General features: G+C 53.4%; 24 protein-coding genes and 2 pseudogenes. 16 read left to right on the forward strand and 10 right to left on the reverse strand.

Annotation, left to right across the window (positions count from 1 at the left end):
• Positions 1-298: hypothetical protein (locus ACR0KC_RS16130; protein ID WP_480796366.1), on the forward strand; the 298-nt coding region annotated here is incomplete at its 5' end.
• Positions 299-644: 346 nt separating this feature from the next.
• Here ACR0KC_RS16130 and ACR0KC_RS16135 read toward each other — a convergent pair.
• On the reverse strand, positions 645-1,979 hold the full coding sequence (locus tag ACR0KC_RS16135; RefSeq protein ID WP_480791434.1) for a tetratricopeptide repeat protein: 1,335 nt from the start codon (positions 1,977-1,979) through the stop codon (positions 645-647).
• Between the two features lie 99 nt (positions 1,980-2,078).
• Between ACR0KC_RS16135 and ACR0KC_RS16140 the strand changes: the two genes are divergently transcribed.
• From ACR0KC_RS16140 to ACR0KC_RS16155, 4 genes are all read left to right on the forward strand, one after another.
• Positions 2,079-2,297, forward strand: coding sequence for a hypothetical protein (locus tag ACR0KC_RS16140; RefSeq protein WP_170402049.1), 219 nt, complete (start codon positions 2,079-2,081; stop codon positions 2,295-2,297).
• 24 nt (positions 2,298-2,321) lie between these two features.
• Entirely contained in the window at positions 2,322-3,788 is a 1,467-nt protein-coding gene (gntH, locus tag ACR0KC_RS16145) for a guanitoxin biosynthesis MBL fold metallo-hydrolase GntH (protein WP_480454213.1), read from the forward strand.
• 14 nt (positions 3,789-3,802) lie between these two features.
• The gene (locus ACR0KC_RS16150) at positions 3,803-4,783 is read left to right on the forward strand and encodes a CobW family GTP-binding protein (RefSeq protein WP_480706992.1); all 981 of its coding nucleotides are present in this window, start codon (positions 3,803-3,805) and stop codon (positions 4,781-4,783) included.
• Between the two features lie 165 nt (positions 4,784-4,948).
• Positions 4,949-5,746: a transporter family protein gene (locus ACR0KC_RS16155; RefSeq protein ID WP_480706993.1), complete on the forward strand. Its 798-nt coding sequence runs from the start codon at positions 4,949-4,951 to the stop codon at positions 5,744-5,746.
• Positions 5,747-6,097: 351 nt separating this feature from the next.
• On the opposite strand, the gene ACR0KC_RS16160 is transcribed toward ACR0KC_RS16155, so the two are convergent.
• From ACR0KC_RS16160 to ACR0KC_RS16180, 5 genes are read right to left on the reverse strand one after another with little or no spacing between them, the layout of a single operon-like run.
• Positions 6,098-7,075 carry an HpcH/HpaI aldolase/citrate lyase family protein gene (locus ACR0KC_RS16160; RefSeq protein ID WP_170424788.1) on the reverse strand — a complete coding sequence of 326 codons (978 nt, stop codon included), beginning with the start codon at positions 7,073-7,075 and terminating at the stop codon, positions 6,098-6,100.
• Between the two features lie 28 nt (positions 7,076-7,103).
• On the reverse strand, positions 7,104-8,075 hold the full coding sequence (locus ACR0KC_RS16165; RefSeq protein ID WP_480772050.1) for a 2-hydroxyacid dehydrogenase: 972 nt from the start codon (positions 8,073-8,075) through the stop codon (positions 7,104-7,106).
• On the reverse strand, positions 8,075-8,965 hold the full coding sequence (sucD, locus tag ACR0KC_RS16170) for a succinate--CoA ligase subunit alpha (protein WP_170647205.1): 891 nt from the start codon (positions 8,963-8,965) through the stop codon (positions 8,075-8,077). The genes ACR0KC_RS16165 and sucD overlap by 1 nt, the downstream gene beginning before the upstream one ends.
• Entirely contained in the window at positions 8,965-10,161 is a 1,197-nt protein-coding gene (locus ACR0KC_RS16175; protein WP_480791435.1) for a malate--CoA ligase subunit beta, read from the reverse strand. Before ACR0KC_RS16175 ends, sucD begins: the two co-directional genes overlap by 1 nt.
• A gap of 15 nt (positions 10,162-10,176) precedes the next feature.
• Entirely contained in the window at positions 10,177-11,418 is a 1,242-nt protein-coding gene (locus ACR0KC_RS16180; protein ID WP_480706995.1) for a pyridoxal-phosphate-dependent aminotransferase family protein, read from the reverse strand.
• Between the two features lie 215 nt (positions 11,419-11,633).
• Here ACR0KC_RS16180 and ACR0KC_RS16185 point away from each other — a divergent pair, with 215 nt between their 5' ends.
• Complete coding sequence (locus tag ACR0KC_RS16185; protein ID WP_255612072.1) at positions 11,634-12,269, forward strand: response regulator transcription factor; 636 nt, start codon at positions 11,634-11,636, stop codon at positions 12,267-12,269.
• A gap of 532 nt (positions 12,270-12,801) precedes the next feature.
• Here ACR0KC_RS16185 and ACR0KC_RS16190 read toward each other — a convergent pair.
• From ACR0KC_RS16190 to ACR0KC_RS16200, 3 genes and pseudogenes are all read right to left on the reverse strand, one after another.
• Positions 12,802-14,559 (reverse strand): adenylate/guanylate cyclase domain-containing protein, encoded by a 1,758-nt coding sequence (locus ACR0KC_RS16190; RefSeq protein WP_480771988.1) that lies wholly within the window; start codon positions 14,557-14,559, stop codon positions 12,802-12,804.
• Between the two features lie 433 nt (positions 14,560-14,992).
• Entirely contained in the window at positions 14,993-15,676 is a 684-nt protein-coding gene (locus ACR0KC_RS16195; protein WP_480707222.1) for a LysR substrate-binding domain-containing protein, read from the reverse strand.
• A 42-nt stretch (positions 15,677-15,718) separates the two neighbouring features.
• Positions 15,719-15,925: pseudogene (locus ACR0KC_RS16200) on the reverse strand (helix-turn-helix domain-containing protein); the annotation flags it as partial.
• A 94-nt stretch (positions 15,926-16,019) separates the two neighbouring features.
• Here ACR0KC_RS16200 and ACR0KC_RS16205 point away from each other — a divergent pair.
• The 9 genes and pseudogenes from ACR0KC_RS16205 (at position 16,020) to ACR0KC_RS16245 (ending at position 22,949) form a co-directional block, all read left to right on the forward strand.
• Complete coding sequence (locus ACR0KC_RS16205; RefSeq protein ID WP_480706997.1) at positions 16,020-17,672, forward strand: ABC transporter substrate-binding protein; 1,653 nt, start codon at positions 16,020-16,022, stop codon at positions 17,670-17,672.
• A gap of 869 nt (positions 17,673-18,541) precedes the next feature.
• Positions 18,542-18,724 (forward strand): annotated as a pseudogene (locus ACR0KC_RS16210) (hypothetical protein); the annotation flags it as partial.
• 87 nt (positions 18,725-18,811) lie between these two features.
• Entirely contained in the window at positions 18,812-18,976 is a 165-nt protein-coding gene (locus tag ACR0KC_RS16215; protein WP_170637451.1) for a zinc-binding dehydrogenase, read from the forward strand.
• Positions 18,977-18,985: 9 nt separating this feature from the next.
• The gene (locus ACR0KC_RS16220; protein WP_170637449.1) at positions 18,986-19,366 is read left to right on the forward strand and encodes a VOC family protein; all 381 of its coding nucleotides are present in this window, start codon (positions 18,986-18,988) and stop codon (positions 19,364-19,366) included.
• Positions 19,367-19,510: 144 nt separating this feature from the next.
• Positions 19,511-19,894: a nuclear transport factor 2 family protein gene (locus ACR0KC_RS16225; RefSeq protein WP_480771989.1), complete on the forward strand. Its 384-nt coding sequence runs from the start codon at positions 19,511-19,513 to the stop codon at positions 19,892-19,894.
• Between the two features lie 136 nt (positions 19,895-20,030).
• Positions 20,031-20,534, forward strand: coding sequence for an aggregation factor core (locus ACR0KC_RS16230; protein WP_480791436.1), 504 nt, complete (start codon positions 20,031-20,033; stop codon positions 20,532-20,534).
• A 25-nt stretch (positions 20,535-20,559) separates the two neighbouring features.
• Positions 20,560-21,000 (forward strand): TspO/MBR family protein, encoded by a 441-nt coding sequence (locus tag ACR0KC_RS16235; RefSeq protein ID WP_480771991.1) that lies wholly within the window; start codon positions 20,560-20,562, stop codon positions 20,998-21,000.
• A 65-nt stretch (positions 21,001-21,065) separates the two neighbouring features.
• On the forward strand, positions 21,066-21,566 hold the full coding sequence (locus ACR0KC_RS16240) for a CIA30 family protein (protein WP_170626246.1): 501 nt from the start codon (positions 21,066-21,068) through the stop codon (positions 21,564-21,566).
• Between the two features lie 210 nt (positions 21,567-21,776).
• Positions 21,777-22,949: an adenylate/guanylate cyclase domain-containing protein gene (locus ACR0KC_RS16245; protein WP_170395464.1), complete on the forward strand. Its 1,173-nt coding sequence runs from the start codon at positions 21,777-21,779 to the stop codon at positions 22,947-22,949.
• 351 nt (positions 22,950-23,300) lie between these two features.
• Here the strand turns inward: ACR0KC_RS16245 and ACR0KC_RS16250 are convergent, their stop codons facing one another.
• Positions 23,301-24,833 (reverse strand): phospholipase D family protein, encoded by a 1,533-nt coding sequence (locus tag ACR0KC_RS16250; protein WP_480771992.1) that lies wholly within the window; start codon positions 24,831-24,833, stop codon positions 23,301-23,303.
• A gap of 335 nt (positions 24,834-25,168) precedes the next feature.
• Here ACR0KC_RS16250 and ACR0KC_RS16255 point away from each other — a divergent pair, with 335 nt between their 5' ends.
• Complete coding sequence (locus tag ACR0KC_RS16255) at positions 25,169-25,936, forward strand: SdiA-regulated/phytase-like domain-containing protein (RefSeq protein WP_255611999.1); 768 nt, start codon at positions 25,169-25,171, stop codon at positions 25,934-25,936.
• Positions 25,937-25,966: the final 30 nt, after the last annotated feature.

The raw sequence follows: 25,966 nt of genomic DNA on the forward strand, positions 1-25,966 counted from the left end.
TCATGAGGCGCACTTCAGGCAGTTTCTGGCTGAATCACTCAAGGCATCACTTGAGGAAGGAACGGTTAAAATGCGTGGCGCTAGAAGAGTGACGGCTTTTTCTGAAGCACTTAAGCCAATTCGCTCCTTTATGGAGCTTAAGGAGTTTGATGAACTGGCGAAGCGGTTGTCTATGACGACGGGCATGGAACAACTTATTATTCTTGAAGATATTTTGCGAGTGGACGAAGCAACCGGCTACCAACTTCAGGGAGGATTGGTCGATGCTCTATTGGATCGGTACTTGCCAAAAATTTGAAGCAGATTTCATCCTTAAACTGCTAGCAAAAAGACGCCAGTTTAACGTCCGCTTAGTGCAGTGAACGGTCTTAGAGGCGAAGAAGGCGAACGGTTGTGGTGCCGATCTTATTCAGCACTGCTGGACGTCAAAACTTGATGCCACCGGGGATTGCTATCGCCTCGGTTACTACAACGGGATATGCAGGCATCCTTATGGGGCCAGCATTGATTGGTTTCATATCTGGGGCATCACACTGGCGACGGCATTCTTGATTCTTGCGCTGCTTTTGGTATCAGTTCCGATTTTCGCGAGACTGGTGGCAAAAGTCTGAACCCAGCATAGGCAACAGCCGCGATATGTTTCGTCAGTATCTACTTAACGTCTCCAGTATCAAATTCCGCGTATTGATGTCGTTGTGGAAAATCCTATCGGCGAGAAACTCGGACGGAAACTCAGGCCATGTCCTGCGCATTTCAGCAACGAGCCGTCTTGCTTCTTCTGAATTTCCCAACTGATCGTGCGCAACGGCTTGGAACAAGAGCGAAGGAGCACTTACTGGCGCTCCAGCAGCTGGCGCTCCCTGAAAAGCTTCAACAACATTTTCGTAGTTCCCGAGCATAAGTTGCGAGACGCCCCAGATGTTTCTCGCACCAAACCTCCCGGATCCTGATTTGGGCCTATCCGGGTTGCTAACCTCGGCAGCAAATTCCGGGGCGTTAGCCAAGATGGCGGTGATACCTGCAAGGTCGAGAATATGGCCATCATTCGGCGTCAGTTCGACCGACATCCTTGCGTATTTCAATGCCTCGTTTGGCTGGTCTTTGACAGCCAGCACCCAACCGTTTGCGCTGTTTGCCCAGGCGTCGGCCGGGGACAATTGAAGCGCTTTTTCAGACATTTCTGAAGCTTGATTGGAGAAATCATCCCTTTGTGATTCATCCGGCGACAACACCGCCAAGATCGCCAGGACCTGCGCTGATCCGGCATAGCCGTCGGACAGAGCCGGGTCGAGTTCCATCGCGTGCTGGAACATTCCCAGTGCTATCTGCTGACGTTTGACATCAAAAACGGGAAAAAACATGCCTCGGGCTTGGTCTGCAATGTTGGCCGCCTGGAGTCTCGTCAATGATTGTTCACCAAGCGCCACACGTTCTGCTTTCTCGATGGATCGAGTTGTCGGCACAACCTCCCTGTTATCCTGGCTCATCCAGATGCCAAACACAGCGACTAATGCAACAACACCTAGTCCAGCAGGCAGCAGTTGCCGCGAACGCCAACGGCCAACTGGATTGTCGCTCTTCAGTTCACTTGATGTACGGTCTTCGATTGTAGATTCGTATGAAAACCGCGGCTTGTATCCGCCGGGATCAACAAAAATGCGAACCCCGTTGCCGTCCCAGTGATCTTCGTAGAACTGATGTAAAAGGCGACGCAGTCGCCTAGCCTCAACGCGAACCAGGTTTTGACCACCAGTACCATCTATGCGCCGCCCATAGACCTCAACAGCGATAGCTTTGCCTCTAATCTGAGCGCTTCGACCAGATAGAGTTTCCTCGACTATATAGGTGAGAAACTGCGTGAGTCGGGGTGAAGCTTGAAACCCGTCGCTTGATACAATTCGACTCAGAGCTTCCCGGATGAGTTCCGAAGAAGGTTGGCCAACTTGTTGATTTATTGGCAAATCATTTGATTTGTTCAATGTCAACTCACCCCCAACTCACGGTGACTCACTTGGCCTTTATGGTCAACCGCACTCATCTTGATTTGAGAATAGATAGTGGGCGTCGGGATTTTTCCAGTGACGGTGAACCTGATTGAAGAAATTCCGGAACTTTCCGATGTGCTGTCGGGGCGCATCGAAACGGATGCACTACTCGGCGAGGTCATCAAGGACCTGAAGAAAGCATCTGCGTTTTCGAAAGACGCATCGATCACGGCCTCAGAGCGCGCCGAATGGGCCCACATCAAATCTGAACTCATCAACGAGCTTCGCCGGATGTTGAAGCGCAACCTGTGAGATACTCTAACTGAGGACCAATCCATGACCAAGGAAGACAATAGAAAAGACCAGGACGACAAACAGGTTCAGGCGTCAGATCAAATTGAAGACCCGTCGCGGCGGAGTGTTCTAAAGGGCTTGGCCACTGGAGCGGCTGCCACAGGGGCGGCTGGGTTTGCGGCAGGAACTGCCGAGGCCCACGAAGGAGACGGCCCTCTAGGAGAAACACTCAAGAACCCATATGGTGGTCGACCCGCAGGTGGCATATCATTGCCGGAGTACTTCCGTCCGACGAAGTACATGACGGGTTCAAATGCGAACTATTTCCCACTGAGTGAGGAATTAGGGCCAGATGAGATGCGCATCTCATTCTGCGGCTCAACACCATATCCGCCGCGCGAAGATCAGGCGGGTACTTGTATCATGGTGGAGTTGGGGAATGGAAAACGGTTCTTCTTCGACTTTGGGTCCGGTTGTGTCCGCAACATCATTGCGATGCAAGTGCCTGGGCAGTTGATCAACGACATCTTCATCTCTCACCTGCATGTCGACCATTATGCCGACATTCCGTATATTTACCCCTTCCGTGCCTGGTCGGGTGGCTACACGCCACTACGCATCCATGGGCCGTCAGGTCGAACGCCCGAGCTTGGCACAGCCGGAATGGTCAAAGGCATGCAACAGATGCTCAAATGGCATCTGGAGGCCTTTGATGTTTTCCCGATTGGAGACGGCTACGAGATCGAAGTCAATGAATTCGATTTCCGCCAAGAAGGTGGTATTGTTTATGACGAAGACGGTGTGACTGTTCGGTCTTGGCCGCGAAGTCATGCCAAGGACGGTGCGGTTGGTTATCGGCTCGATTGGAATGGTCTGAGCTTTGTATGGACCGGCGATGGTCGCCCGGATGAGCTTTCACGAAAATACGGCGAAGGCGTTGATGTCTTTGTAACCGAAATGTCGGGGCAGGATATTGGTCAGTTGATGACCTACAAATACGGTATCCCACAAGATCTCTTTAACTACACTATCGATACGCATCACACCTCCCACTATGCCGTGGGTAAGCTCTTTGCTGACACAAGACCGCGTTTGGGAATGGTGACACACTATACCCAGGATGAAGACATCGACGCTGAAATGCTGGCTGGTATTCGCGCCCACTACGACGGTCTGTTCCAATGGGGTCTCGATGTAGCCGTTGTGAACGTGACCAAGGATGCAATCTGGTACAGGAAAGCTGCTCTGCCCGGAAAATCCGGTACTGTGCCACCATTTCGTGAACTGGCTGCGGCGGCCGAGGCCGGGCGTATTGAGCTTCCGGATGAAATCACATTACCGAACCCAAGACTCACCCGCGCAGACCAGCAAGACCAGAAGTATCGAGATATGGAGATCGATCCACGCGAATACTACCCAACTGACGTTTTCCGAGCACCCGGCGGAGACTGGCCGCAGGACTTTACCATCAAAGTTTCGGATGTAATCGGCTCGCGTGATGAAGACTGAGAGGAGATCGAACAATGATTGAATTTGGTTCGACTTCTGCGATCCCTGTTACGATCCTTACCGGCTTTCTTGGAGCCGGTAAGACGACACTTTTGAACCGGATCCTTACCGGCAATCACGGATTACGAGTGGCAGTCCTGGTGAATGACTTTGGATCAATAAACGTAGATGCCGACTTGGTGGTTGGCCTCGAAGATGATGTGATGAGCTTGGCTAATGGGTGCGTTTGCTGCTCGATACGAGATGATCTGATTGAAACGGTAGAAGCTGTTCTGGCTCGGCCTGAGAAACCAGAATACATCGTCCTTGAAGCAAGCGGAGTGTCGGATCCATCGTCAATCGCGATGACGTTTACGGATCAACGGTTCCGGGACATGATCCGCTTGGACAGCATTATGTGTCTTGTCGATGCGGAACAGCTATTTGCTGCGCCAGAACAAATGGAATTGAAGCTTCGTCAAATTGCGTTCTCGGACATGGTTATTTTGAACAAGGTTGATCTTGTCGACAGGGCCACAGTTCAGAAGGTGCACGACTGGCTTGGCTCTCGCTTCCGTCGCTATCGTCTTGTCGAAGCTGTAAACGCAGACGTCCCTCTGGACATACTTCTTTCAGTCGGTCGCTTTGCCGCCGAACAGCTCGAAACAGAAATACCCGATCATCACGAACATGGGCCAGATTGTGCTTGCCACCACTCTGATCACTCAGACAGCTTCTCAACAACTATGATGAAAGCTGAACGCCCAATAAGCCTGTCTTCCCTCCGGAGTGCAATTCGGAAGCTTCCGGGCGACGTTTATCGCCTCAAGGGTTTTGTTTTCAGCGAGGAGGATCCAGATCATCGCATTCTTGTTCAGGTGGTTGGAAAACGAATGGACATCGCACGGGATGGTGCTTGGGGTGACCGCAAACCCGAAACAAGGCTTGTCGCAATAGGCGCACCGGGGGCGCTCTCCGAGGATGTGCTTTCGGACACGCTTATGGAGACAGTCTGAAAGCCAGTTTCGACCAAGTATTTTGGCTATAAGTCAACCAGGTTGGATAATTTCATCCAGTTCGGCGGTGGCGGACTGTGAGTGGGCCATTGACGTCATTGCCAATCTGGCGATCTCAAGTGCAAGCCACCCATGAGGAAACGGCCAGTTGAAAGGAGACCGCCTATGAAACTAAGGTTGTTACGCTGCTCCATACTTGCCGGGGTTGGTGTCCTTTCTGGTACTGCGTGGGCAGAGTCCCAGGAAGAAGAACTAGCAAAGCAACTTGCCAACCCCGTGGCCGCTCTGATTAGTGTGCCATTCCAGCTGAACTATGATCAGAATTTGGGTGCCGACAGAAACGGTTCGCGTTGGATATTGAATGTACAGCCGGTTGTACCCTTTAATCTTACGGACGATTGGAACGTCATATCCCGAACAATTCTCCCAATCGCCTCCATAGATGGTGGCATACCGGGTTCTGGATCCGAGACTGGGCTAGGAGATACTGTTCAAAGCTTATTTCTTTCGCCCAAAAAACCAAGTGCGGGCGGTTGGATCTGGGGGGCTGGACCCGTTTTTCTGCTGCCAACGTCGACAGATAACAGCTTAGGTCTCGGAGCGTGGGGTGCAGGAGTTACCGGCGTGGCACTCAAACAGCAGGGTCCGTGGACATATGGTGGCCTGACAAATCACATCTGGGACATTGATGGTGATACCGACATCAGCCAGACGTTCTTACAGCCATTTATTTCCTACACAAATTCGAACGCGTGGACGTTCACTATTAACACTGAGTCCACCTACGATTGGGAAAACAAACAATGGTCTGTGCCAATCAACGGTGTTGTCACCAAAGTTACCCAACTCGGGGATCAACTTATCAGCGTAGGCGGGGGGATACGCTATTCGGCCGACGGCCCCGATATTGGGCCCGAAGGTTGGGGCGCGAGACTTGTGGTTACTTTTTTGTTTCCCAAATAGTTGAGTTTTTCCTCAAAGAATATCTCTTACCGGATGGCGGCATTGCGCCAACGAAAGCGAAGGCGGTTTGGTCCGCGTCTCGGAAGTTTTCATGCTCGGATTTGAATTACCGCTTTGGGCCGCGACTAACCTATCGAAGCGACTTTAGCGAACGCGCCGTCGGCGGATGGTTTTGTCTGACCGAGTCGAAAAATACTGTTTTCAAATAGCGTTGTGAATGTCAGGGATTGGGTGCTACAGATCTGGTCCAATTCCGAATAGATGATCGACGTAATCCGCGGGTGTTGCCTGCCCCGGACCAACCGGGGCAAGGGAGTATCCGTCTAGTGGCTACGCCAGTTCGGGCTAAAATCAAGCTGCCGCGATCTGGCGAGCCTTTTCGACCATGACCTCCGCCTGGCGGATCGAGGCATAGTCGATCAGACGACCATCCAGAGACACCGCACCTTTACCTGCGGTCTCGGCCTCGGCCATAGCAACAAGGATACGCTGCGCCTTGGTGACTTCGGCATCGCTGGGTGACATGACCTCGTTCGCCAGAGCGATCTGGCTGGGATGGATGGCCCATTTGCCTTCGCAGCCCAACACCGCCGCCCTTTTGGCAGCTGCCTTATAGCCTTCAGGATCATGGAAATCACCGAACGGACCATCAATCGGACGCAGACCGTTGGCACGGGCGGCGACAACCATACGGGCGAGCGCGTAGTGCCACATATCGCCCCAATGGGTCGCGCGCGCAGCATCGCCATCCGGGTCGGTCAGAACCGAATAGTCGGGGTTCACACCACCGATGATCGTGGTCCGCGCGCGGGTCGAGGCTGCATAGTCCGCCACACCGAAGTGCAGGCTCTCATTGCGGTTCGAGGCCGCCGCGATTTCGCTGACATTCTGCATGCCCAGAGCGGTCTCGATGATGTGCTCGAACCCGATGCGTTTCTTGTAACCCATCGCGTCTTCGATCTGCGTGACCATCATATCGACGGCATAGACATCTGCTGCTGTGCCGACCTTGGGGATCATGATCAGGTCCAGCCGCGCACCGGCTTGTTCGACTACATCCACAACGTCGCGATACATGTAATGCGTATCCAGCCCGTTGATGCGCACCGACATTGTCTTGCTGCCCCAGTCGATATCGTTCAGGGCTTGAATGATGTTTTTGCGGGCCTGCTCTTTTTCATCCGGGGCTACCGCGTCTTCGAGATCAAGGAAGATCACGTCCACATCCGAGTTCGCGGCTTTTTCGAACATGCCGGGCTGGCTGCCCGGCACGGCGAGTTCGCTGCGGTTCAGGCGCGCGGAGGCCTGTTCGATGGCATAAAAGCTCATGGGTTTTGCTCCTTTGAAGAAGGGTGCGTCAGATCACGCGGTCACGGGGTGGGCGACCAGCGAAGAAGTCGCCCAGATTGTCCAGCACGCGAAAGCCCATGGCTTCGCGTGATTCTTTTGTTGCGCTGCCCAGATGCGGCAGCATCACCAAGTTGTCGCATTGCAACAGGTCAGGGTTGATGCGCGGCTCGCCGTCGAAAACATCCAGCGCAGCGCCTCCGATCGTGTCGAACATCAGCGACTGTGCCAAAGCGCGCTCGTCCACCACCTCACCGCGCGCGGTGTTGATCAGGAAGGCGTCGGGTTTCATCAGGTCCAGCCTGCGCCCGTTGATCAGGTGCCGGTTCGCGGCCCCGCCGGGGCAGTGCAGCGAGACAAAGTCGCAATGCGGCAGCAGATCATCCACCGTTTCGACTTGGGTCGCATCGAACTGCTTCAGCACGTCGGGCGACACGGCGCTGCGGTTCTGGACAAGAATTTTCATGCCAAACCCGTGATGGGCGCGACGGGCCATTTCCTGACCGATGCGGCCAAAGCCGATGATGCCCAGCGTCTTGCCGCTGACCTTGGTGCCGACCAAATGGGTCGGACGCCAGCCGGTCCAGCCGCCTGCGCGCAGCTCGCGCTCGCCCTCACCGGCGCGACGGGCGACCATCAGAAGCAGGGTCATGGCCAGATCGGCGGTGCATTCAGACAGAACATCGGGCGTGTTGGTGACCGTCATACCCAGATCACGGGCCGCCGGTTCACAGATATGACTGTACCCGACGCCGTAATTGGCCAAAATCTTGGTCTGAGCTGCGGTCACGTCCAGCGCCTCGGCGCTAAGCGTGTCGGTGACGGTGGGCAGAACCGCGTCGTATGTCTTCAACGCGTCGCGGAGTTCAGCCGGGGACATCGGATTGTCCCCGGTATTCAGCACGGCGTTGTAGTTTTCGGCCAGTTGCGCCTCGACGGCGGCAGGCCAGCGACGGGTGACAAGGACCGAAGGTTTGACCATCACGCAGCCTTTCCCATGACACGGGCGATAGTCTCGCCGATCACCGCGGGGTTTTCAGCAACCGTCACACCAGCCGCTGACAGGATTTCCACCTTCTCGCTGGCGCTTTCGCCAAAGGCCGAGATGATTGCACCAGCATGGCCCATGGTCCGGCCCTTGGGCGCGGTCAGACCTGCGACATAGGCCACAACAGGCTTGGTGACGTGGTCACGGATGTATTCTGCCGCCTCGGCTTCCTGAGGGCCGCCGATCTCGCCGATCATGGCGATGACCTCGGTGTCTTCGTCCTGTTCGAACCGCTCAAGGATATCGCGGAAGGACGAGCCGTTGATCGGATCACCGCCGATGCCGACGCTGGTCGAGACACCGATGCCGCGCTCTTTCAACTGCGCTGCGGCCTCGTAACCCAGCGTGCCCGAGCGTCCGATGATCCCCACAGTGCCCGGCAGATAGATATGGCCCGGCATGATGCCCAGCAGCGCCTTACCGGGGCTGATGGTACCGGCACAGTTCGGACCGGTCAGCACCATGCGCTTGTCCTTAGGATAGCGGTACATGTAGCGTTTTACGCGGATCATGTCCTGCGCGGGGATACCGTCGGTGATGCAGACGCAATAGCGAATACCGGCATCTGCGGCCTCCATGATCGAATCCGCCGCGAACGGAGGGGGCACGAAGACAAGGCTAGCCTCGGCGCCAGTGACCTCAACCGCCTGTTTGACGGTGTCGAATACGGGTACGCCTTCGACGGCCTCTCCGCCTTTGCCGGGAACAACGCCGCCAACGACGTTGGTGCCATATTGCACCATATCCTTGGTATGCAGGCGCGCCATGCGTCCGGTGATGCCCTGAACGATAACGCGGGTGTCGCGGTCCAGAAGAATGCTCATTACACAGCCCACATCTTGGTGTTTTGGGACAGATCGTTGCGCCATGCACCCACAGCGCGTTCAGCGGCTTCCATAAGGGTTGTCGCGCGGATGATTGGCAGGCCCGATTTGGCCAGGATTTTCTGACCTTCCTCGACATTGGTGCCCGCCAGACGCACGATGACCGGCAGGTCGATTTCCAACTCGCGCAGCGCCTGTACTACGCCCTCGGCCACCCAGTCACAGCGGTTGATGCCTGCGAAGATATTAACCAGCACCGCCTGAACGTTGTCATCGGACAGTACCAGTCGGAACGCCTTGGCCACCCGCTCGGGCGAGGCACCGCCACCGATGTCCAGAAAGTTCGCAGGTTCACCCCCAGCCAGCTTGATGGTGTCCATCGTGGCCATGGCCAAACCGGCACCGTTCACGATACAGCCGATATTGCCGTCCAGTCCGACATAAGACAGTCCGCGATCCGCCGCGCGGCTTTCGCGCGGGTCTTCCTGACTTTTGTCGCGCAATTCAGCAACCTGCGGATGGCGAAACAGGGCATTGTCGTCAAAGCTCATCTTCGCGTCCAATGCCAGCACTCGGTCGTCACCAGTGATGACCAGCGGGTTGATCTCGACCATAGTCGCGTCCAGCTCGCTGAACGCAGCATAGCAACCCTGCAGGGTACGGACCATGTGCTGAGTTAGGCGAGGTTCCAGCCCCAGATTAAATGCTATTTCGCGGGCCTGAAACTCCTGCAGTCCAACGGCAGGTTCAACGATTGAGCGGACGATACTGTCGGGGCGCTCAGCTGAGATTTCTTCGATCTCCATCCCACCTTCCGAAGAGGCCACGATCATCACCCGCTGACTGGACCGATCCAGCACAAAGCCCAGATAAATCTCGCGATCAATCGGTACGGCGGCCTCCACATAGACGCGGTAGATGCCTTTGCCCTCGGGGCCGGTCTGGTGCGTCACCAGCTTGCGGCCAAACATCTCGTCACAAGCCTCGTATATTTCGCTTTCCGAGTTGCACAGCTTTACACCACCGGCCTTTCCACGCCCGCCGGCATGGACTTGCGCCTTAATGACCCACTTGTCACCACCCAACTCACGCGCGCGATATGCCGCTTGCTCGGGGCTGTAGGCCAAAGCCCCCGAAGGGACCTCGACGCCGAAATTCGAAAGAAGTTCTTTCGCCTGATATTCATGGATATCCATCTGCATTCCCTCCCGTTATGCAGCGATAGATGTGCCGTAGCGACTTTCCAAAAGTGCTTCGATGGCTTCGAAATCAACCGAGCCGCCCATCTCGCGGATGGCCTGGGCGAACAGCCTGACGATGCGACTGACCGATTGGTGGGTTAGCTGGTTCAGGATGCCGATACGGACTTGAACCGGGGCGCTGAGCGTCGGCCAGATGCCAAAGCCACGGGCGCGGCAGTTCTGTACCAACTCCATCTCACGACCCGCCAGCTCTGCGGGCAGGTTCAGCACCACAAGGCTGGGCATGTCCGATGTGACCTGGCAACCCATCGCGGTGACGGCGTCGCGCAGGACGGCCTCATGCGTGCGATAGGAATGCGCACGTTTGGCCAATCCCTCCTGCAGAGTCAGGCGTAGTGATTCATGGAAGGCGGCGATCGCATAGCCCGAGTGGGTACGGTGATAGGTGCCCTTTTCCACGTCTTGCCCGTCAACGATGCCCCAGTGGCGTGCTTCGAAAATCGGGTTGTGGACGTATGTATAGGCGCCGGAGGCCTTCAGCGCGTCGATATAGGCGTCGGTGAAGCTGACCGGCGCATAGGTCAGCGGTAGGCAGCACAGCCCTTTTTGCGGGCACGAGGCCCATCCCGCGACACCCGGATAGTCATCGATGCGGAAATCCGCAATACCCAACGACGATACGGCATCGATCAAACCCATCACATCGTGGCGTTCACAGGCATCCGAGAAGCCACGCAGGTCGTTGACCCGACCCGACCCGGTTTCCCAATGCGCCATGAAGGCCCACTTCGGTTTGTGCGTGGCCAACACCTCTTCGACCATCTCGCCTGTGACGGGCTGGCCGTGGGGAATTTCAATAACGGCGACACTCGCGGCTTGTGGGTCCAGAGGGTTGGTCGCGTGCTCTTCCGGTGTTGCAGCCTTGATCCGCAGAGTCATCGCATCGATGCCCGAGAAGGTGCCATTGGTGAAGGCCACAACCTTGTCACCCGGCATCACCGCCGAGAACATGGTGTCCAGCCCACTCCATCCGGTGCCAGCAACCGCGAAGGTATGGGTGTTGGCGGTGCCCCAGATCAGACGCAGCATGTGCTTGCATTCGATCATGCCACGCAGCACGTCGCTCTGCATGTGGTCGGCAACGCCGGCACTGGCAAACGCCTGCAAAACACGTGCGTCGGTGTTTCCCGGTCCTGGGCCAGCGGCCAGCGTCTCGGGGATGTCGAGCGTTGGATAAATCTGAAACGTCATGTGCTCCTCCTGTGCGTCGGGCGTGTTCGATACCGCCGATCGCCTTGACCCAGAGGAAAACTGAAACTTGCGCCGGGGCACAACGTAACTTACTACAGCTTTAGCATATCTTGTTAGGTGGGTATTAACCTACCCATTTTGGTAAATATGCCAATGTATACTGAAAGCATTCCCACCAAAATGGGTAGGTTTAGATAAAATCAGACGGGAAAACAATGTCCGACACATCTCAACGCCCCATTGATGTCATGCTGGCCAACAACAACCCTTTGGTGCTGTCGGCCATGTCCGAGATCTTCGAGCGCGACCCGCGATTCTCTCTGGTGGCCACTTCAGCGACCGCCGAGGGATTTCTGGGCACAGTGATGCGGGTGCCGGTTCAGGTGGGGATTGTGTCCTGGGAACTTCCTGCTTTGGGCGCGGCAAAACTGATTGAGGTTCTGCGCGAACAGACCAACGCGCCACGCTTTGTGGTCTATGGGGACGAGGCTGGGGACGTACCGCGTCAGGCTATGCAGGCCGGGGCCGCAGGGTTCGCGCCGCGTTCGGGCGAGGTCGAAGGCTTGCTGGAAACCTGTGTCGATGTCGCTAAGGGCAAAATGGTATTTCCCTATATCGACGTGCGCAAAATGCATCAAAACCCTTTGCAGACTCTGTCGCGCAAGGAACTCGCTATCCTTGAGGCACTGGCGCAGGGCATGTCCAACAAGGAATTGTCGAAAGAGCTGCAGATTTCGACCAACACGGTAAAGTTCCATCTGTCGAACATATACGACAAGCTGTCGATCAAGAACCGCGCGCAGGCGATTGCCTTCTATTACGCTTCAAAACTGGACAACGGAAACTCGTGAGCTTCGAAGCTCAGATAATCGGAGATTTCTAGAAAGAGGCGTCCGCAGGTATTGTGATACTGGCGACATTCTCGCGCGTTAGGGCTGCAGCCTGCAGAAATACCAAATAGCCATTGCAATACCCGTTGAAACCAAGATAACCCGCGAAACAGATTCCCGTCTGCAGCCCCGTCTTGATTGTGATACCCCGCACCTTCGGCTCTTAGGATTAGAGCAGTCAGGATGTGAAGCTGAGTCACGGCTGAGAGATGTGCATATTCGTTGGTGCTAGCGGGATATCACCACGCTTGATAGCTCTCCTAATCGCAGCAAAAAGTCAGCTTTTTACTTTAGTCTCGCTAAGTGATGCAGATGTAGTGAGCTTCTGCTTTTTGCCCTGCCTTCAGGTTAGGTATGTCCGGTTTGGGCTGAAAGCTATCTTAGTCGATACTGTGCCTGATCCGATTTTTCGATTTACGTTTCAAGCCGCTACGCAATTTCGTGGCAACCAAAGCAATCTTCGATTTCCACAACCCAATATAATACTGCGGCGCTACACTGGTAGACCGGCCTTTAGCATAGCATCCGCCCAGAATTTGCGCAGGGCTTCAGTTTTGTAGACCATGTGCCCGGTATAGGTTTGCACCGAAAATTGAGGTTCGATTGAAAGAACTGCGTCTACTGCTTTCGTAGCATTTTCGGTGTCATCAAGATCAGCGTGGATCGCTGCCAAACGGATTTGGCACAACAAGGTGCCAGGCAAGCGGGTTTCCAAGTGCCGGTAAACTGTTCTTGCTTGCTCCAGCTGACCTAACCCACGATAGGCATCCCCCAAATGGCTGAAATACCAGTCCGGGCTGTAGGGCGACAGCCGAATGGCCTTTCGCATGCTATTCAGGCTTTCCTCAAATTCACCGCAACTATTGTACGCAATTGCCAGCATGGCATGAGAAAGCGAGACACTGGGTTGCCGTTCGATAGCTTCATTGCAGAAGGCTTTGGCTTCATCAAAACGAGATTGGTTGGTGAAAATATACCCTTGCAGTGCGTAGACATCAGCCGGGACATTTTTCATCGCCAACAATGCGTCGCAAATAGACTGGGCCTCGTCAGTTGACGCCTTCGGATCTTGATGAAACCCAAGGCGGGCACCGGCTTGCAACGCCCAGCCGAGGCCCGTTCTGAATGACGAGTTCTCGGGGTCAAGTTCAACCGCTTTCCGGTAGAGCTGAATCGCGGAGAGATTCCCTTCTTTTGTAAATTTATATTGTTCACTGATGCCACGCATCATCAAGTCCCACGCCTCAAAGTTAGGCGCTTGATCAGCCCAAAGCCTGAGCTCTTGTCCGTGTGTAAGGTTGACCGCCAATGAGATGGAAATTTCGCGTGTGATTTCATCTTGAACGGTAAAAATGTCTTCAATCTGACGGTCATACCGGTCGGCCCACAAATGCGACCCGGTTTGACACTCAATAAGCTGCCCGGTGATGCGAACCCGCTGCCCCGCCTTTCGAACACTCCCTTCAAGGACGAAACGAACACCTAACTCCCGTCCGACCTGTCTTACATCGACAGACCTTCCTTTGTAGGCAAACGTCGAATTGCGGGCCATCACGATGAGGCCATTTATATGCGACAGCGCGGTTATGATGTCTTCTGTAATTCCGTCCGCGAAGTATTCCTGCTCTGGGTCGCCTGACATGTTTTGAAATGGCAGGACAGCGATTGACGGTTGGTCCGGCAACTCCAACTGCTCACCCGTTAGAACTTCGTAGAACTCGGGTGACAGGCGCGCCGGGTCGAGATCGATGCTGTAGGCACCAATCTTATGCTCGATGTTTTTTAGATCTTGTTCACCCAGATCCTTGAAGCTGCCGGAGACCTTTCCTTTGATCTGACGGTATACATCCTCAGAAATGCAGACGCTTCCGGGTTCTGCGATTGCTTCCAATCTTGCGGCTACGTTGACACCTTCGCCAAAAACATCTGAACCTTCAGAAATCACATCTCCCAGATGAATGCCGATCCGCAATTGAATGCGTTGCACGCGGGGCACGTCAGGTTCTCGGTCCTGCATTGCTCGTTGAATGGCAATAGCGCACTCTGCCGCGTCGACCACACTGGTGAATTCGGCCAACAAACCATCGCCCATCAACTTGACAATTCGCCCTCTGGACTCGCGTATTTGGGGTTGAACCAATTCAGAAAGCAAAAGGTTTAGTCGCAGAATCGTGTTTTCTTCATCACGCCCCATGAGGCGTGAGAAGCCAACAACATCGGCTGCCAAAATCGCTGCAAGTTTCCGCTTCACTTTCTGCCCCCCCCGAAAGTTACGTTAGAGGCAACGACCCGCAAGGTCTACATTCGTGCCCCCTTGAACGCTTGCTGTTCCATCGCGAAGACCATGTTGAAGCTAAAAGATATGGCCACGAAGGCTCCGAACCGCCTGAATTCCGCTTTGTCGATTTGAAACCAACGACCGCTTTGGGCTGCTAATGCCGAATACAAGTGCAGCGCTCCGTTGAATTTGCGTAGGAGGTCTGGGCTCAGGGTTACCGTTCTCTGCAGTTTGCTGGTCTGGCTGCTCACAGCCCCGAAGCAAACAATCACCACTGAGCTTTGAAACTCCAAAAGGCGCAAAAATGGCAAGCCTTCAAAGGCGCTTTATGGCGTTGTTAGATTGCGACCGTTCCTCAAATTCATTTGGCTTCGCGCAATCGTTGAGCGAACAACCCGACAACCTGTTACCCCGAAGATGTTGTAAGAACTTGATCCGCTATCCAGTCGAAAACGAGTTTGGGACCTCGGCCCGAGTTGGCATGAGTTAGCGACATCACGTATCCAGCCTCGCTGGAGACCAGATCGTCCGTAACGGTCACCAAAGAACCTTTGTCGAGCAGATCATCGATCAATCCAATCCAGCCCAACGCCACGCCATCGCCAGACAATGCGGCCTGGGTGACCATGTCATAGTTATTAAAACTGATGTAATTTTTTTTTCTCTCGCCCGCTATACCCAAACTATCAAACCACCCTTGCCAGGTTTGCCAAGCAGCGGTTGCGGGTTTTGATAGACTCAACAGTTGAATTTCCAGTAAATCCGAGGATGATTGGATAGGCCTAATTTTTTCTAATAGCTGTGGGCTGCAAACGGCTGCTACGACCTCTTCCAGAAGAAGTATTTCATCGGGTTTTATTTGGTCTTTTGGTGCCACATGGATTTGTATATCGCAATCGGTGTCATCTAGATCGGGTGGAACAGTCGAGGCCAAAATCTGAATTTCGATTTCTTCCCCGATTTCCTCTCGAAGGTATCCCAAACGCGGTAACAACCAGAACGTTGAGAACGCAAAATCGGCAGAAATTCGAACCCTGGGTTTAGTTTTGCGTTCAAGCAAAGAACTTACTGCATAGTTCATCTGCGCCATCGCGGGTCTTACCACATTCAAAAGCCTCAGGCCCTCGTATGTGAGTGAAACACCACGGTGTTCTCTTTTGAAGAGGACGACTCCTAGATCAACCTCGAGACCTTTTATTCGCTGCGAGATCGATGACTGGGTTAGCCCGAGTGCTTCTCCCGCACTCGTAAAATTCCCATGTCTCGCGACCATTTCGAATGCATATAGCGCGACTAGGTTGCGACTTAGATTGGTATTAATTCTGTTAATGTCATCCATAATTACTCAGCTACTGCAAAACAGCGAAAATATATACCAAAAACTGTATCAATGGGCGTGTAAGGCGCCCCAAGAGTGTACACGGGAGCCAATGATGACCAAGCAATGTCGTAACCAGACAGTCCATCCAGCGATCGCCATGCATATCGGTGAAGTAGCCGACGGAACGCTAAGCCGCCGTGAGTTCCTGACGCGTGCGACAGCACTTGGGCTGTCTGCATCGGCTGCTTATTCGATGATTGGTCTAACTCAGCCAGCACAGGCGTCGTCGAATATCCAGCCCGGCGGTACAATTCGTATTCAGCAGGTGGTGCGTGCGCAGCTTGATCCACCGCTTTACAACTGGCCTCAGCTTGGAAATGTGGTCCGAGGATTCTTAGAATATCTTGTTCAGTACAACGCGGACGGTACGTTCGAACCTCGCTTGCTTGAAGGCTGGGAAGTGAACGACGACGCCACGGAGTATGTTCTGCGTGTGCGGCCCGGAGTGAACTGGAATGACGGGCGTGGAACGCTGACGGCCAAGGATGTTGCTTACAACTTTAGTCGATGGTGTGACGGCAGTTGGGAGGGTAACTCTATGGCCGCGCGCATGGGATCCTTACAGAACGAAGCTGGAGATGGCCCGGCCGCAGGCGCATTGGAAGTAGTCGACGATCTGACACTGAAGCTGAAGCTGACGCGACCTGACATTACTATTATCCCCGCAGTCACAGAATACCCGGCAGCAATCGTGCCCGATGGTTGGTCCGGCGATCCGGCGAATGACCCGGTCGGTACAGGACCATACAAACTGGTTGAGTATCTGGTTGGTGAAAAGGTCGTACTAGAGAAGAACACAGATCACGATTGGTGGGGCGAAGGCGCCTATTTGGATCGGATCGAGTTTATCGACTACGGCACGGATGGCGCAGCACATTTGGCAGCTGCAGAAGCAGAAGAAATCGATATGACCTATGAAACGGTCGGTGAATTTGTCGACATTTACGAAAGCATCGGTTGGAATCAGAGCGAGTCCGTTTCAGCCAATACCATGGTATTGCGAACAAACCGCGATGCCGAAGTGGATGGCATAAAGCCTTATGCGGACGCGCGTGTTCGCCGCGCTCTTGCGATGGCTTGCGACAATGCCATTTTGCTGGAATTGGGATACGCCAATCGTGGGACGCTAGGCGAAAACCATCACGTTTGCCCTATTCATCCGGAATACGCGGACATTGGAGCGCCGGAAAAGGATGTCGAAGGCGCACGCGCATTGTTGGAAGAAGCTGGAATGCTCGACTACGAGCACGAAATCTTCTCGATTGACGATGACTGGCGCCGAAACACAACCGACGCATTAGCGGCACAACTGCGCGATGCTGGGCTCAAGGTAACGCGCACAGTATTGCCGGGTAACACATTTTGGAACGATTGGAATAAATACCCATTCAGCTCAACAGATTGGGGACATCGACCGTTAGGTGTTCAGGTGCTGACCTTGGCATACAAGTCGGGTGTGGCTTGGAATGAAACCGGTCTGGCTAGCGCCGAGTTTGACACGATGCTGGAAGAGGCCTCAGCAATCGCCGATGCAGATACGCGCCGGGTCCGCATGGAAAAGATCGAACAGTATATGCGGGATGACGGCACGATAATCCAACCTTATTGGCGATCTCTGTACCGCCACTCTCGTCCCGGCGTGATAGGCGCGGAAAGCCACCCGATTAATGAAATTCACGTGCATAAGCTGGCTCTGGAAAGCTGAGAACTCCAGCAAATTTTAACTCCCCGGACCCGATGAGACTGGCGACGCAGATTATCTGCATCGTTGTCTCATTGGTTTCTTGGGGGAATGGGTAATCGAGTCAGAACAAGCAAATCTATCCACTCTAAAATCAAAAAATAGGGAGAATTTGACTATGGCGATAAAGCCACCTCTTTCGGAACTTCCGATTAAGATCGCTGACAACGGTTTTATTCGGGGTTCAGCGTAAACGTGACGGTCATCAATATAGTCATCATCAGTCTGTTGGTTATCTGGTGCATCATGTGGCCAACCTAAGCTGGCAGGATTCTCGGCGGCTGGAATGCAGCGATCCTAGCTCAGTTTGCCGCGTGTTACACTTGGGTTGTCACCGGATTTGTTTTGTCTGCATCGGTTCGGCCAACTGGCCAGCAGCCGGACGCCTGAACCTGATTGTACAAGGCGAAAAGCCTGAGTTCTCGACTTCTGCTGGTTCTTAATAATGTTCGGTGCTGGTATCGGTGTCTGGACGTTGACATGGGCCGTTGCGGAATCCGTCGCGCATTCTAAGAACAACCCCTCGGTTACTCCTTTCCGGGCGCTTATCGGTGGGTTCGAGGAAACCTCCAACATTCAAGTGCCGAAAGCTAATGGCTTCGGTGCAAAAAGCGACATCAACAGCGAAATGCGGAGAAGACTGGAACAAAGCTTCTTTTTTTGACCATACCTACAACGCATGAAAACAGAGGTATCGTGCAAGTCGTTTAATTCAAACGGGATTTACGGGTAAATGATCATCCAGCAACAGCGCAAGCGTCTGAGTTCGGGTCAGTTCTGCCACTCTATGTGGTTGAACCTGAGCTTTGGCTGCAACCCGTCGCGTCAACACGGCTGTATTTGCTCGCACTGTGGCAATTTCGACGTCCAACTCTTTTTTAATCCCAACACATAAGGTGAACGCGTTGATCATGGGGCCAGCGGGTTATCGGGTGGTCGGTTTTGTTCGCTCGAGTGGAATCATGACCCTACTTTTCTTGGTTGTCTCAATGACCGGGCTTGCGATTTTCTTCTGAGCCGCTTCTCGGCGGTCCGTACAGATGTACTCTGCTTCAGCTCAGAAGAACTCATAAGGCACTCGGTCGCTTTTTGGGACTGGAGATATGAATCGTCAAAGCGAAATCCTGAATCAGGTCGCCGCGTTGATAGACGATGGAAAGATAAGATCCAAAGCGACCGATACACTTGGTACAATCAATGCCTCAAACTTAATGAAAGCGCATGCTATCCTCGAAACCGGAAAAGCCAAAGGTAAGCTTGTGCTTTAGGGGTTTTAGATGAGAATTGAGCGGTTGGATCATGTGAATATCGTGACGACGAGGTTGCCTGAGATGGTTACTTGGTATGAAGAGGTCCTGGGTTTGGAACCTGGGGCCCGCCCTGATTTTCCGTTTCCCGGAGCATGGTTGTATGCGGGTGATCGCGCGGTGGTTCACCTTGTGGGGCACGAAGGAATGCCAAATGTCGGCTCCGAAGTGAAGCTCAAGCTCGAGCATTTTGCGCTCTCAGCCACGGGCTTGAGCGCATTCGAAGAAAAACTGAGCACGAGTCAGATCCAGTATCGCAAAACTGAAGTCCCGGGGACCCGGATGGTCCAAATCCATTTGGCCGATCCTGATGGGAATCATATTCATATTGACTTCGATGACACCGAGTAATTGGCCAACTCTCGAAATAGTCGGAGCACAAAATCAAGCTCGCAACTTCTTGTCGATTAGTAATTGAGATTCTTGCCGGGATGCTCCCCGGAATTGCGTGGGCCAACATTTTTGGGCGGTGCAAACGTCGATTTGGAGATCAGCATGCCGGACCTCGAAACAAACAAGAAAAACGTCATCGCTTTCTACGAAATGATGTTCAACGAGTGTCGACCTGCCGAGGCCATAGCAACCTTTGTTGGTGATACCTATACGCAGCACAACCCGCATGTTGGCGACGGAAAGCAAGCCTTTGTTGAGTACTTCGAGCGCATGGCCGCCGAATACCCGGGAAAGCGTGTGGACATCAAACGTGCGTTTGCTGAAGGCGATCACGTTATTCTGCATTGCCATCAAATCTGGCCTGATGGTCTCGAGTACGCAGGGATCGATATTTTTCGCCTGGATGTCGATGGGAAGGTTGTCGAGCACTGGGACGTTCTTCAGGAGGTTCCGGCAAACAGCGAGAATGAAAACGGCATGTTTTGACTTAGTCGTTCTGAATGCGGTGCATGGAGCTGCGAAAAGTCCTGTCGGCTGAACCACGGTAGTCAAAAGGCATAAGTCTGATCCAAAAAACCCGCCAAAGCGTATCTACCAAGAACCCTTTAGCAAGGAGATAAATATGCTCCCGACCAGCATTCTTGCGGCGACCCTTGGACTATTTGCAGCCACGTCGCTTCAAGCCGGAGTTCAAATTCGCTTCATAGAAGGCGCACCCAAAGACCGTTTTGTTCTGACAAATGTCGGATCGTGCGAAGTAGAAACCTCGACCGTCAAAATTGACTTGTCGCAATCTGCCGGACGTCTGATTTTCGACGTTACCGAAAAAGGCACGGGTGTAGAGGTATTCCAACCGCTCGAATTCGTTGAGGGTGCGGATGCACTGCGTCAATTTCCTTCGGTCGTGGACGGGCAGAATACAATTGAACTTGAGATCGTTTCCCTCGCAGCCGGGGACAGGTTAGCTTTTACCATCGATGTGGACGACACGATCGGGCAACGCGAAATCACCGTAACAGGGTCGGAGATCGAAGGCGCCACGGTGTCATATACCGACGCGGATGAGACCAGTACTGCGACCTTCTCTTCCGAAGCGCCTGTCAACGTGACGACCAAGGGCTGCTGAAAGCTATCCCAAAATGTCGAATTGGATGGTCCGCATAGCATTTCTTGCGCTCGCGTTGGGAGGCGGCATCCTGATCGGGATATTTACCGAGCCCGGGGATTGGTATGCGCAGCTTTCTAAACCTGCTTTCAATCCACCAAATTGGATTTTTGGGCCGGTTTGGACAGTGCTTTATGTTTTGATAGCCATGGCGGGTTGGCGTCAGTTTGAAACAGACCAAAGCTCGACGCCCATGAAGCTGTGGTGGGTGCAGATGGGTCTGAACTTTTTGTGGTCCCCAACCTTTTTCGTAATGCAACTACCGTGGATTGCCTTTGTGATCATTGTCGCGTTGCTGATTGTGATCGTCATGTTCATCGCTCTGGTCAGGAGCTCGGATCAGGTTTCCGCACTAGCCTTCCTGCCGTACTTTGCGTGGGTCGCATTTGCCACTGTCTTGAACCTTTCTATTGCAATACTGAACTGAGAAAAAACGATATGCGTGGAAACTTCGCTGGGCTTGCTTCAGGTCTTGTTATCATCGGATCTACAATGGCACAGGCTGATGAAAATCTTGCAGAAGACTTCTCCAAGTCTCCGGAGACGAGTTGGGACTACGTTGCCGACACCGTCATGGGAGGAGTTTCTTCAGGACAGGTGCAGTTTCGTTCGGAACGTGATGTTGCGTTCGCCCGGTTGACCGGAACCGTCAGCACAAAAAACAACGGCGGCTTTATCCAGTTCCGACGCAAGTTGTCTGATCGACCAGATGAGGGTGTATCGGGCGTCAGGCTGTTGGTACGGGGGAATGGCGAGCAATACTTCGTCCACCTCAGGACACGTGGCACGGTGCTTCCATGGCAATACTATCAGGCCGCGTTCGCAACTTCTGACAACTGGACCGAAGTCTGGTTACCTCTCTCAGGCTTCAAGGCTTCAGGTGCCATGTTGCGCGCTATTCCCGTTGCTGACGAAATCACCTCAGTTGGAGTTGTAGCCTACGGGAGAGATCACGAGGCCCGCGTAGATGTCAGCGAGATTGGTTTCTATTGAAGGTTTCCCAAGAGAGGGCTGCAATCTTCAAATAGGTCTGTTTGGAACCGCGCGGGATCTAAATTTACAAACCATCTTCCCGATGGAATACATTCCTTTGATGCCCGAGCATCAATTTGGACAGGTCTGATCAGGCTGCTCAACAACAGCAACCGACATTGCCAATCCAATTGTCTTTGCTCATCGTTTCCAAGCGACTAAATTGGGTCCATGGAAGAAGTCACTCGACTGACCGAATGGATGATTACAGAAGGTCGTCGCTCCGGTGATCCTGTAAAGGTGGTGTCACAGTTTTGTTCCTCCTTGATCGAAGCCGGAGTGCCGCTATGGCGGGCAAACATTGGCCAGCGCTTTGCCAACCCATTGCTTATTGCCTGGGGGGTAGTTTGGACGCCTGAAGGCACCGACAGCTACGACGTCACGCATGAGACGATGTTGACAGATGGTTATGTCGGGAGTTCATTCGAGTATATTCTTGCGAACAGAAAGCCACTTCACAAAAGTCTTCGGCGACTGGACTTGGAAACAGAGCATTCATCCTATCTTGAATTTGCAGAGCAGGGCGGCACAGACTACTACGCTACTTTGCTCTATTACGGCGATGGATCGCTGCATGGATGTACGTTCGTTACTCAGGCAAAGGATGGATTCTCGCCCGAACATCTTAGGCTGATTGAAGCGGCCTTACCGGCCCTTTCTTCTGCCTTGGAACCTGTCACGATGCGAAAATCGTCTAAAGGTCTGCTTCGAACTTATTTAGGAGATGGACCTTCCGAGGCCGTCTGGAGCGGCAATATAAAGCGCGGAGAGCGAACAACTTTGGATGCCGTGGTGATGTTCTCTGATCTGCGAGGCTTTACAGCACTTTCCGAGACCTCTCCGGAAGAAGATATCTTCGACACGCTTAGCGACTATTTTGATCTGGTGGTTAAAGCCGTAGAGGACAACGGTGGAGACGTCCTCAAGTTCATGGGCGATGGCATCCTGTCGATCTTTACTATTGAAGCGCAAAAAGACCATGCCGACCGCTGCAGAATGGCGGCTCTTGCAGCGCAGAGTGTGCTGAGTGGTTTGAACGCTCTCAACACCAGACGAGACGGGTTTCAAAAACCGCCTTTGGATGTTGGTATTGGAATTAACGTCGGGCAGGTCAGCTATGGTAATATCGGCAGCCCCGGCAGGCTTGATTTCACAGTTCTGGGCGGGGCGGTGAACGTTGCAAGCCGAATTGAAGGTTTAACAAAATCAACTGGTCGGAGAGTGTTGGCGACGTCAGCCGTTGCAAGTGCTGCTCCGAACATGTTCGTTAGCTGTGGGGATCACGAAATACGTGGCCTTGCGCAGCCCATTGAGTTGTTCTTTCTCACTGAAGATGCACAATAGTCAGCTATAGTTATTCAAAACAATCTACCTTCGGCATCTTACGAAATTAGATGATCGCTAGAAATGAAACACAAAGCGCAAAAATCCACTAAGGCACGGCAAGCTGAACGTAACTGTTAGAGTAACCGGAAAACGGGACTTGCCCGTTGTCGTTCAGCTTCCCTGGAATGATGAACATGGCCATTGACTTTGGTAGCAGGCATTTTCCCGCCAGCAGTTGATAAAATGAATATCTAGTCTGAATTAAGAATTAGATATTGGGAAATATCTGCGACTGATGTCCTATTTCTTTTTTGCTGCCATCTTCGCAGGCGCCGGTGACGGCCAAGCGATCAAGTAGTTTGCAGAAACCTAAAGCTGGGACCCAATTGGTAAAATACTTAATAGCCCGGCAACTATGTGATCCCAGGCCGATCCTGTCGGCTCGAATTGGTATTCAAGAATGGTGCCATCATTGGCTCTTGTCGTCCATCTAAGCTGGCCAGCTTGCTCGAGCGTCACGTTATATGTGTATGCGGGTAGTGCGTCGTCCAAGGCTCCCATCGTCTGCGCAGTCAATGCTGGAGAGTCAATCAGAATTCCCATCTCGGTGTTGATGTTGACAGATCGCGGATCCCAGTTGAATGAACCCACGAATAAGTACTGGTCATCAATTGCAAATGCCTTGGAGTGCAGGCCTGACCTGGATTGAGCCCAGTTAATACCGCGGCGTTGGACTTGATAAGCGTCGGGTCGCAGCTCGTAGAGTTCTACTCCACCGCGTAGTAGTGCTCGGCGTTTCTTGGCGTAGTGTGCGTAAACGGGTGCGACGTCGTTAGATGCAAGTGAATTGGTTACAACCTTTACGTCGACCCCACGGTTCTCGAGTTCGGTCAGCCATTTCACACCGTTGTTGCGCGGCACGAAGTAGGCGGACACGATGTTCACTTCACTGCTGGCATTCTCAAAGTACGGAAGCAATTGAGATGCAAGAACGGGACCTGAGTTCTCGAGGCCCGCGGCCTTTGAAGGCGGATCAGCATAAAGTTTCGCTGGCAGCCAATCCAGTAACAGGGCGCCATCCGCGAAGTTCTCTTTTGCCGACTTTCTGAGCGCTGCGCCGTACTGCGTTTGCTTCGCTTCCTCGACGAGTTCATTCAACCTGCTGCGTGCATCGCTCAGGTCAAATTCTTCGGGTTCTCCGACAACCACGCGAGCCGGAACTGCGAATTCGCTGTTCCAGTAAGCGTCAAAGCTACGTGACACTTCGCGTACAACTGGGCCTGCGGCCAGCACATCCAGATCAGCATAGTTCATTTCTTCCCGCGCCAAAAAATACTCGGCACCGATGTTTCTCCCACCCACAATCGTGAACACGTTGTCTGCTGTCATGGACTTGTTGTGCATTCTGCGATTGATGCGTTTGAAATCAGTCAGACCCGCGATCAAAAGGCTCTGATCTCGCCAGAACGGGTTGAATAGCCTTATTTCAATGTTTTTGTGATTGTCCAACGCAGCGGTCATCGCGTCGTAGCCCGACGTATCCATATCATCCAACAACAGCCTGACACGAACACCCCGATCCGCCGCTTGCAATAGGCTGGCAGCGAACAGGTGACCGGTTGGGTCGTCGTGCAGAAGATAGTATTGCGCGTCTATCGTTCGCTCGGCCGCAGTGGCCAACAACAGCCGTGATACGAGCGCTTCTTCTCCATCACTGATCAGCTTGATGCCTGACCGACCGTCTTTAGGATCCCCAAGGCGATTGGCCGCCTGACCCAGAGCCGTGCTGGAATTTGCCGGTAGCGCAGCTGATACCGTCTTTTCATACGTGCGGGTTTTCGGAGCGCAAGCGACAAGAAACAGCGCGCAACAAACACTAATCACGAACTTCCATTGCGCCATAGACTTCCTCCAACCCCATGTCCTAGGTGACTACGCCCGAGCGTGCGATTGCAAGTTTGTTCTATGAAGCCTGAGGTTGTTTCGTTCGCTGGTGTTGATTTCGTAACTCTCACAAGCGCCATGTTGTTGGTTTGCGATTTCGACACTCCCCTGTTCCAACGGACTATGGCAGAACCCAGATGCGTTGAACCACACCGCTCGTAACCAGTTTCCGTGTTATAAGTCTCTGATCAGGTAAAATGATGCTCTCTGATTTTGGAAGTTTAGGTGCTCTTAACATTGACGTGTTACGATTCCGCCCCACAGTTTTGACGCAGATTTTCGGAGCATCCTGAGTGTTTGTGAGGACCACCGCCTTATTGATTTTTGCTGTGTCGATCCCGGCCACGGCATTGCAGCTTCGCGAAACAGGGCGTTATGAACTTAATCAGCCCGCAAGTCTTGACTACGATCCGACCTTTTGTGGGTTGTGGATTGCGAACGAGGGGCCCGAGGCAATTCTCGTTACATTGCAAGGTGATGAATTGCGCCGTATATCCAGCGATCTCTTTCGGATCAAAGCAATTGCTGTTGAAGGGGATCACTTGTTGCTGGGCGATGGTCTCGGCAGTCTTCAACGTGTCACCAAGGACGGATCGCGCCTGGGAGCACCCTTCGAATTGGAAGGTGGTTTCGCGGATACGGAAGGAATTGCGATCAACGCCAAGGGACAGATCGTGACCGTAGAGGATGACCCCGAACGGTTGTCGTGGTTCACCTCAGAGGGTGCTTTGACGGCGAGGTTGGATACCATGAAGCTCTCTCCTCCCTTGAGTGAGGCGCAGGGCATCGCGATTGATCCGCGTACAGGCCACATGTTGATTGTTGATGACTGGGAAGGGTCAAACAGCCTGTATGAGTTCACGGCAGATGGCCAGCTTCTCGCCCAGCAAAGCTTGTTGGAGTTCGGAACCGACCCAGAAGGCATCGCCATTAGGCCGGGATCCAACCAACTGTTCGTGGCATTCGATGGCGGCGCGAAGATTGTGACATTTGACTACACGCCCACTTTGCCTGAAGGATCGCTGCCGCTCCCGCCGGGCGCGGATTGCATGATGTTCTGAAAATTTAGTTGCTTGCTTCGGCTGGCGCAG

The sequence above is a fragment of the Ruegeria sp. CF3 genome, from assembly GCF_056537365.1.

Bases quoted from the DNA above. Each gene is read 5' to 3' on its own strand.
- gntH (WP_480454213.1), top strand. From the start codon at position 2,322: ATGACCAAGGAAGACAATAGAAAAGACCAGGACGACAAACAGGTTCAG.
- ACR0KC_RS16150 (WP_480706992.1), top strand. From the start codon at position 3,803: ATGATTGAATTTGGTTCGACTTCTGCGATCCCTGTTACGATCCTTACC.
- ACR0KC_RS16155 (WP_480706993.1), top strand. From the start codon at position 4,949: ATGAAACTAAGGTTGTTACGCTGCTCCATACTTGCCGGGGTTGGTGTC.
- ACR0KC_RS16160 (WP_170424788.1), bottom strand. From the start codon at position 7,075: ATGAGCTTTTATGCCATCGAACAGGCCTCCGCGCGCCTGAACCGCAGC.
- ACR0KC_RS16165 (WP_480772050.1), bottom strand. From the start codon at position 8,075: ATGGTCAAACCTTCGGTCCTTGTCACCCGTCGCTGGCCTGCCGCCGTC.
- sucD (WP_170647205.1), bottom strand. From the start codon at position 8,965: ATGAGCATTCTTCTGGACCGCGACACCCGCGTTATCGTTCAGGGCATC.
- ACR0KC_RS16175 (WP_480791435.1), bottom strand. From the start codon at position 10,161: ATGGATATCCATGAATATCAGGCGAAAGAACTTCTTTCGAATTTCGGC.
- ACR0KC_RS16180 (WP_480706995.1), bottom strand. From the start codon at position 11,418: ATGACGTTTCAGATTTATCCAACGCTCGACATCCCCGAGACGCTGGCC.
- ACR0KC_RS16185 (WP_255612072.1), top strand. From the start codon at position 11,634: ATGTCCGACACATCTCAACGCCCCATTGATGTCATGCTGGCCAACAAC.
- ACR0KC_RS16195 (WP_480707222.1), bottom strand. From the start codon at position 15,676: ATGGCGCAGATGAACTATGCAGTAAGTTCTTTGCTTGAACGCAAAACT.
- ACR0KC_RS16205 (WP_480706997.1), top strand. From the start codon at position 16,020: ATGACCAAGCAATGTCGTAACCAGACAGTCCATCCAGCGATCGCCATG.
- ACR0KC_RS16215 (WP_170637451.1), top strand. From the start codon at position 18,812: ATGAATCGTCAAAGCGAAATCCTGAATCAGGTCGCCGCGTTGATAGAC.
- ACR0KC_RS16220 (WP_170637449.1), top strand. From the start codon at position 18,986: ATGAGAATTGAGCGGTTGGATCATGTGAATATCGTGACGACGAGGTTG.
- ACR0KC_RS16225 (WP_480771989.1), top strand. From the start codon at position 19,511: ATGCCGGACCTCGAAACAAACAAGAAAAACGTCATCGCTTTCTACGAA.
- ACR0KC_RS16230 (WP_480791436.1), top strand. From the start codon at position 20,031: ATGCTCCCGACCAGCATTCTTGCGGCGACCCTTGGACTATTTGCAGCC.
- ACR0KC_RS16235 (WP_480771991.1), top strand. From the start codon at position 20,560: ATGGTCCGCATAGCATTTCTTGCGCTCGCGTTGGGAGGCGGCATCCTG.
- ACR0KC_RS16240 (WP_170626246.1), top strand. From the start codon at position 21,066: ATGGCACAGGCTGATGAAAATCTTGCAGAAGACTTCTCCAAGTCTCCG.
- ACR0KC_RS16245 (WP_170395464.1), top strand. From the start codon at position 21,777: ATGGAAGAAGTCACTCGACTGACCGAATGGATGATTACAGAAGGTCGT.
- ACR0KC_RS16250 (WP_480771992.1), bottom strand. From the start codon at position 24,833: ATGGCGCAATGGAAGTTCGTGATTAGTGTTTGTTGCGCGCTGTTTCTT.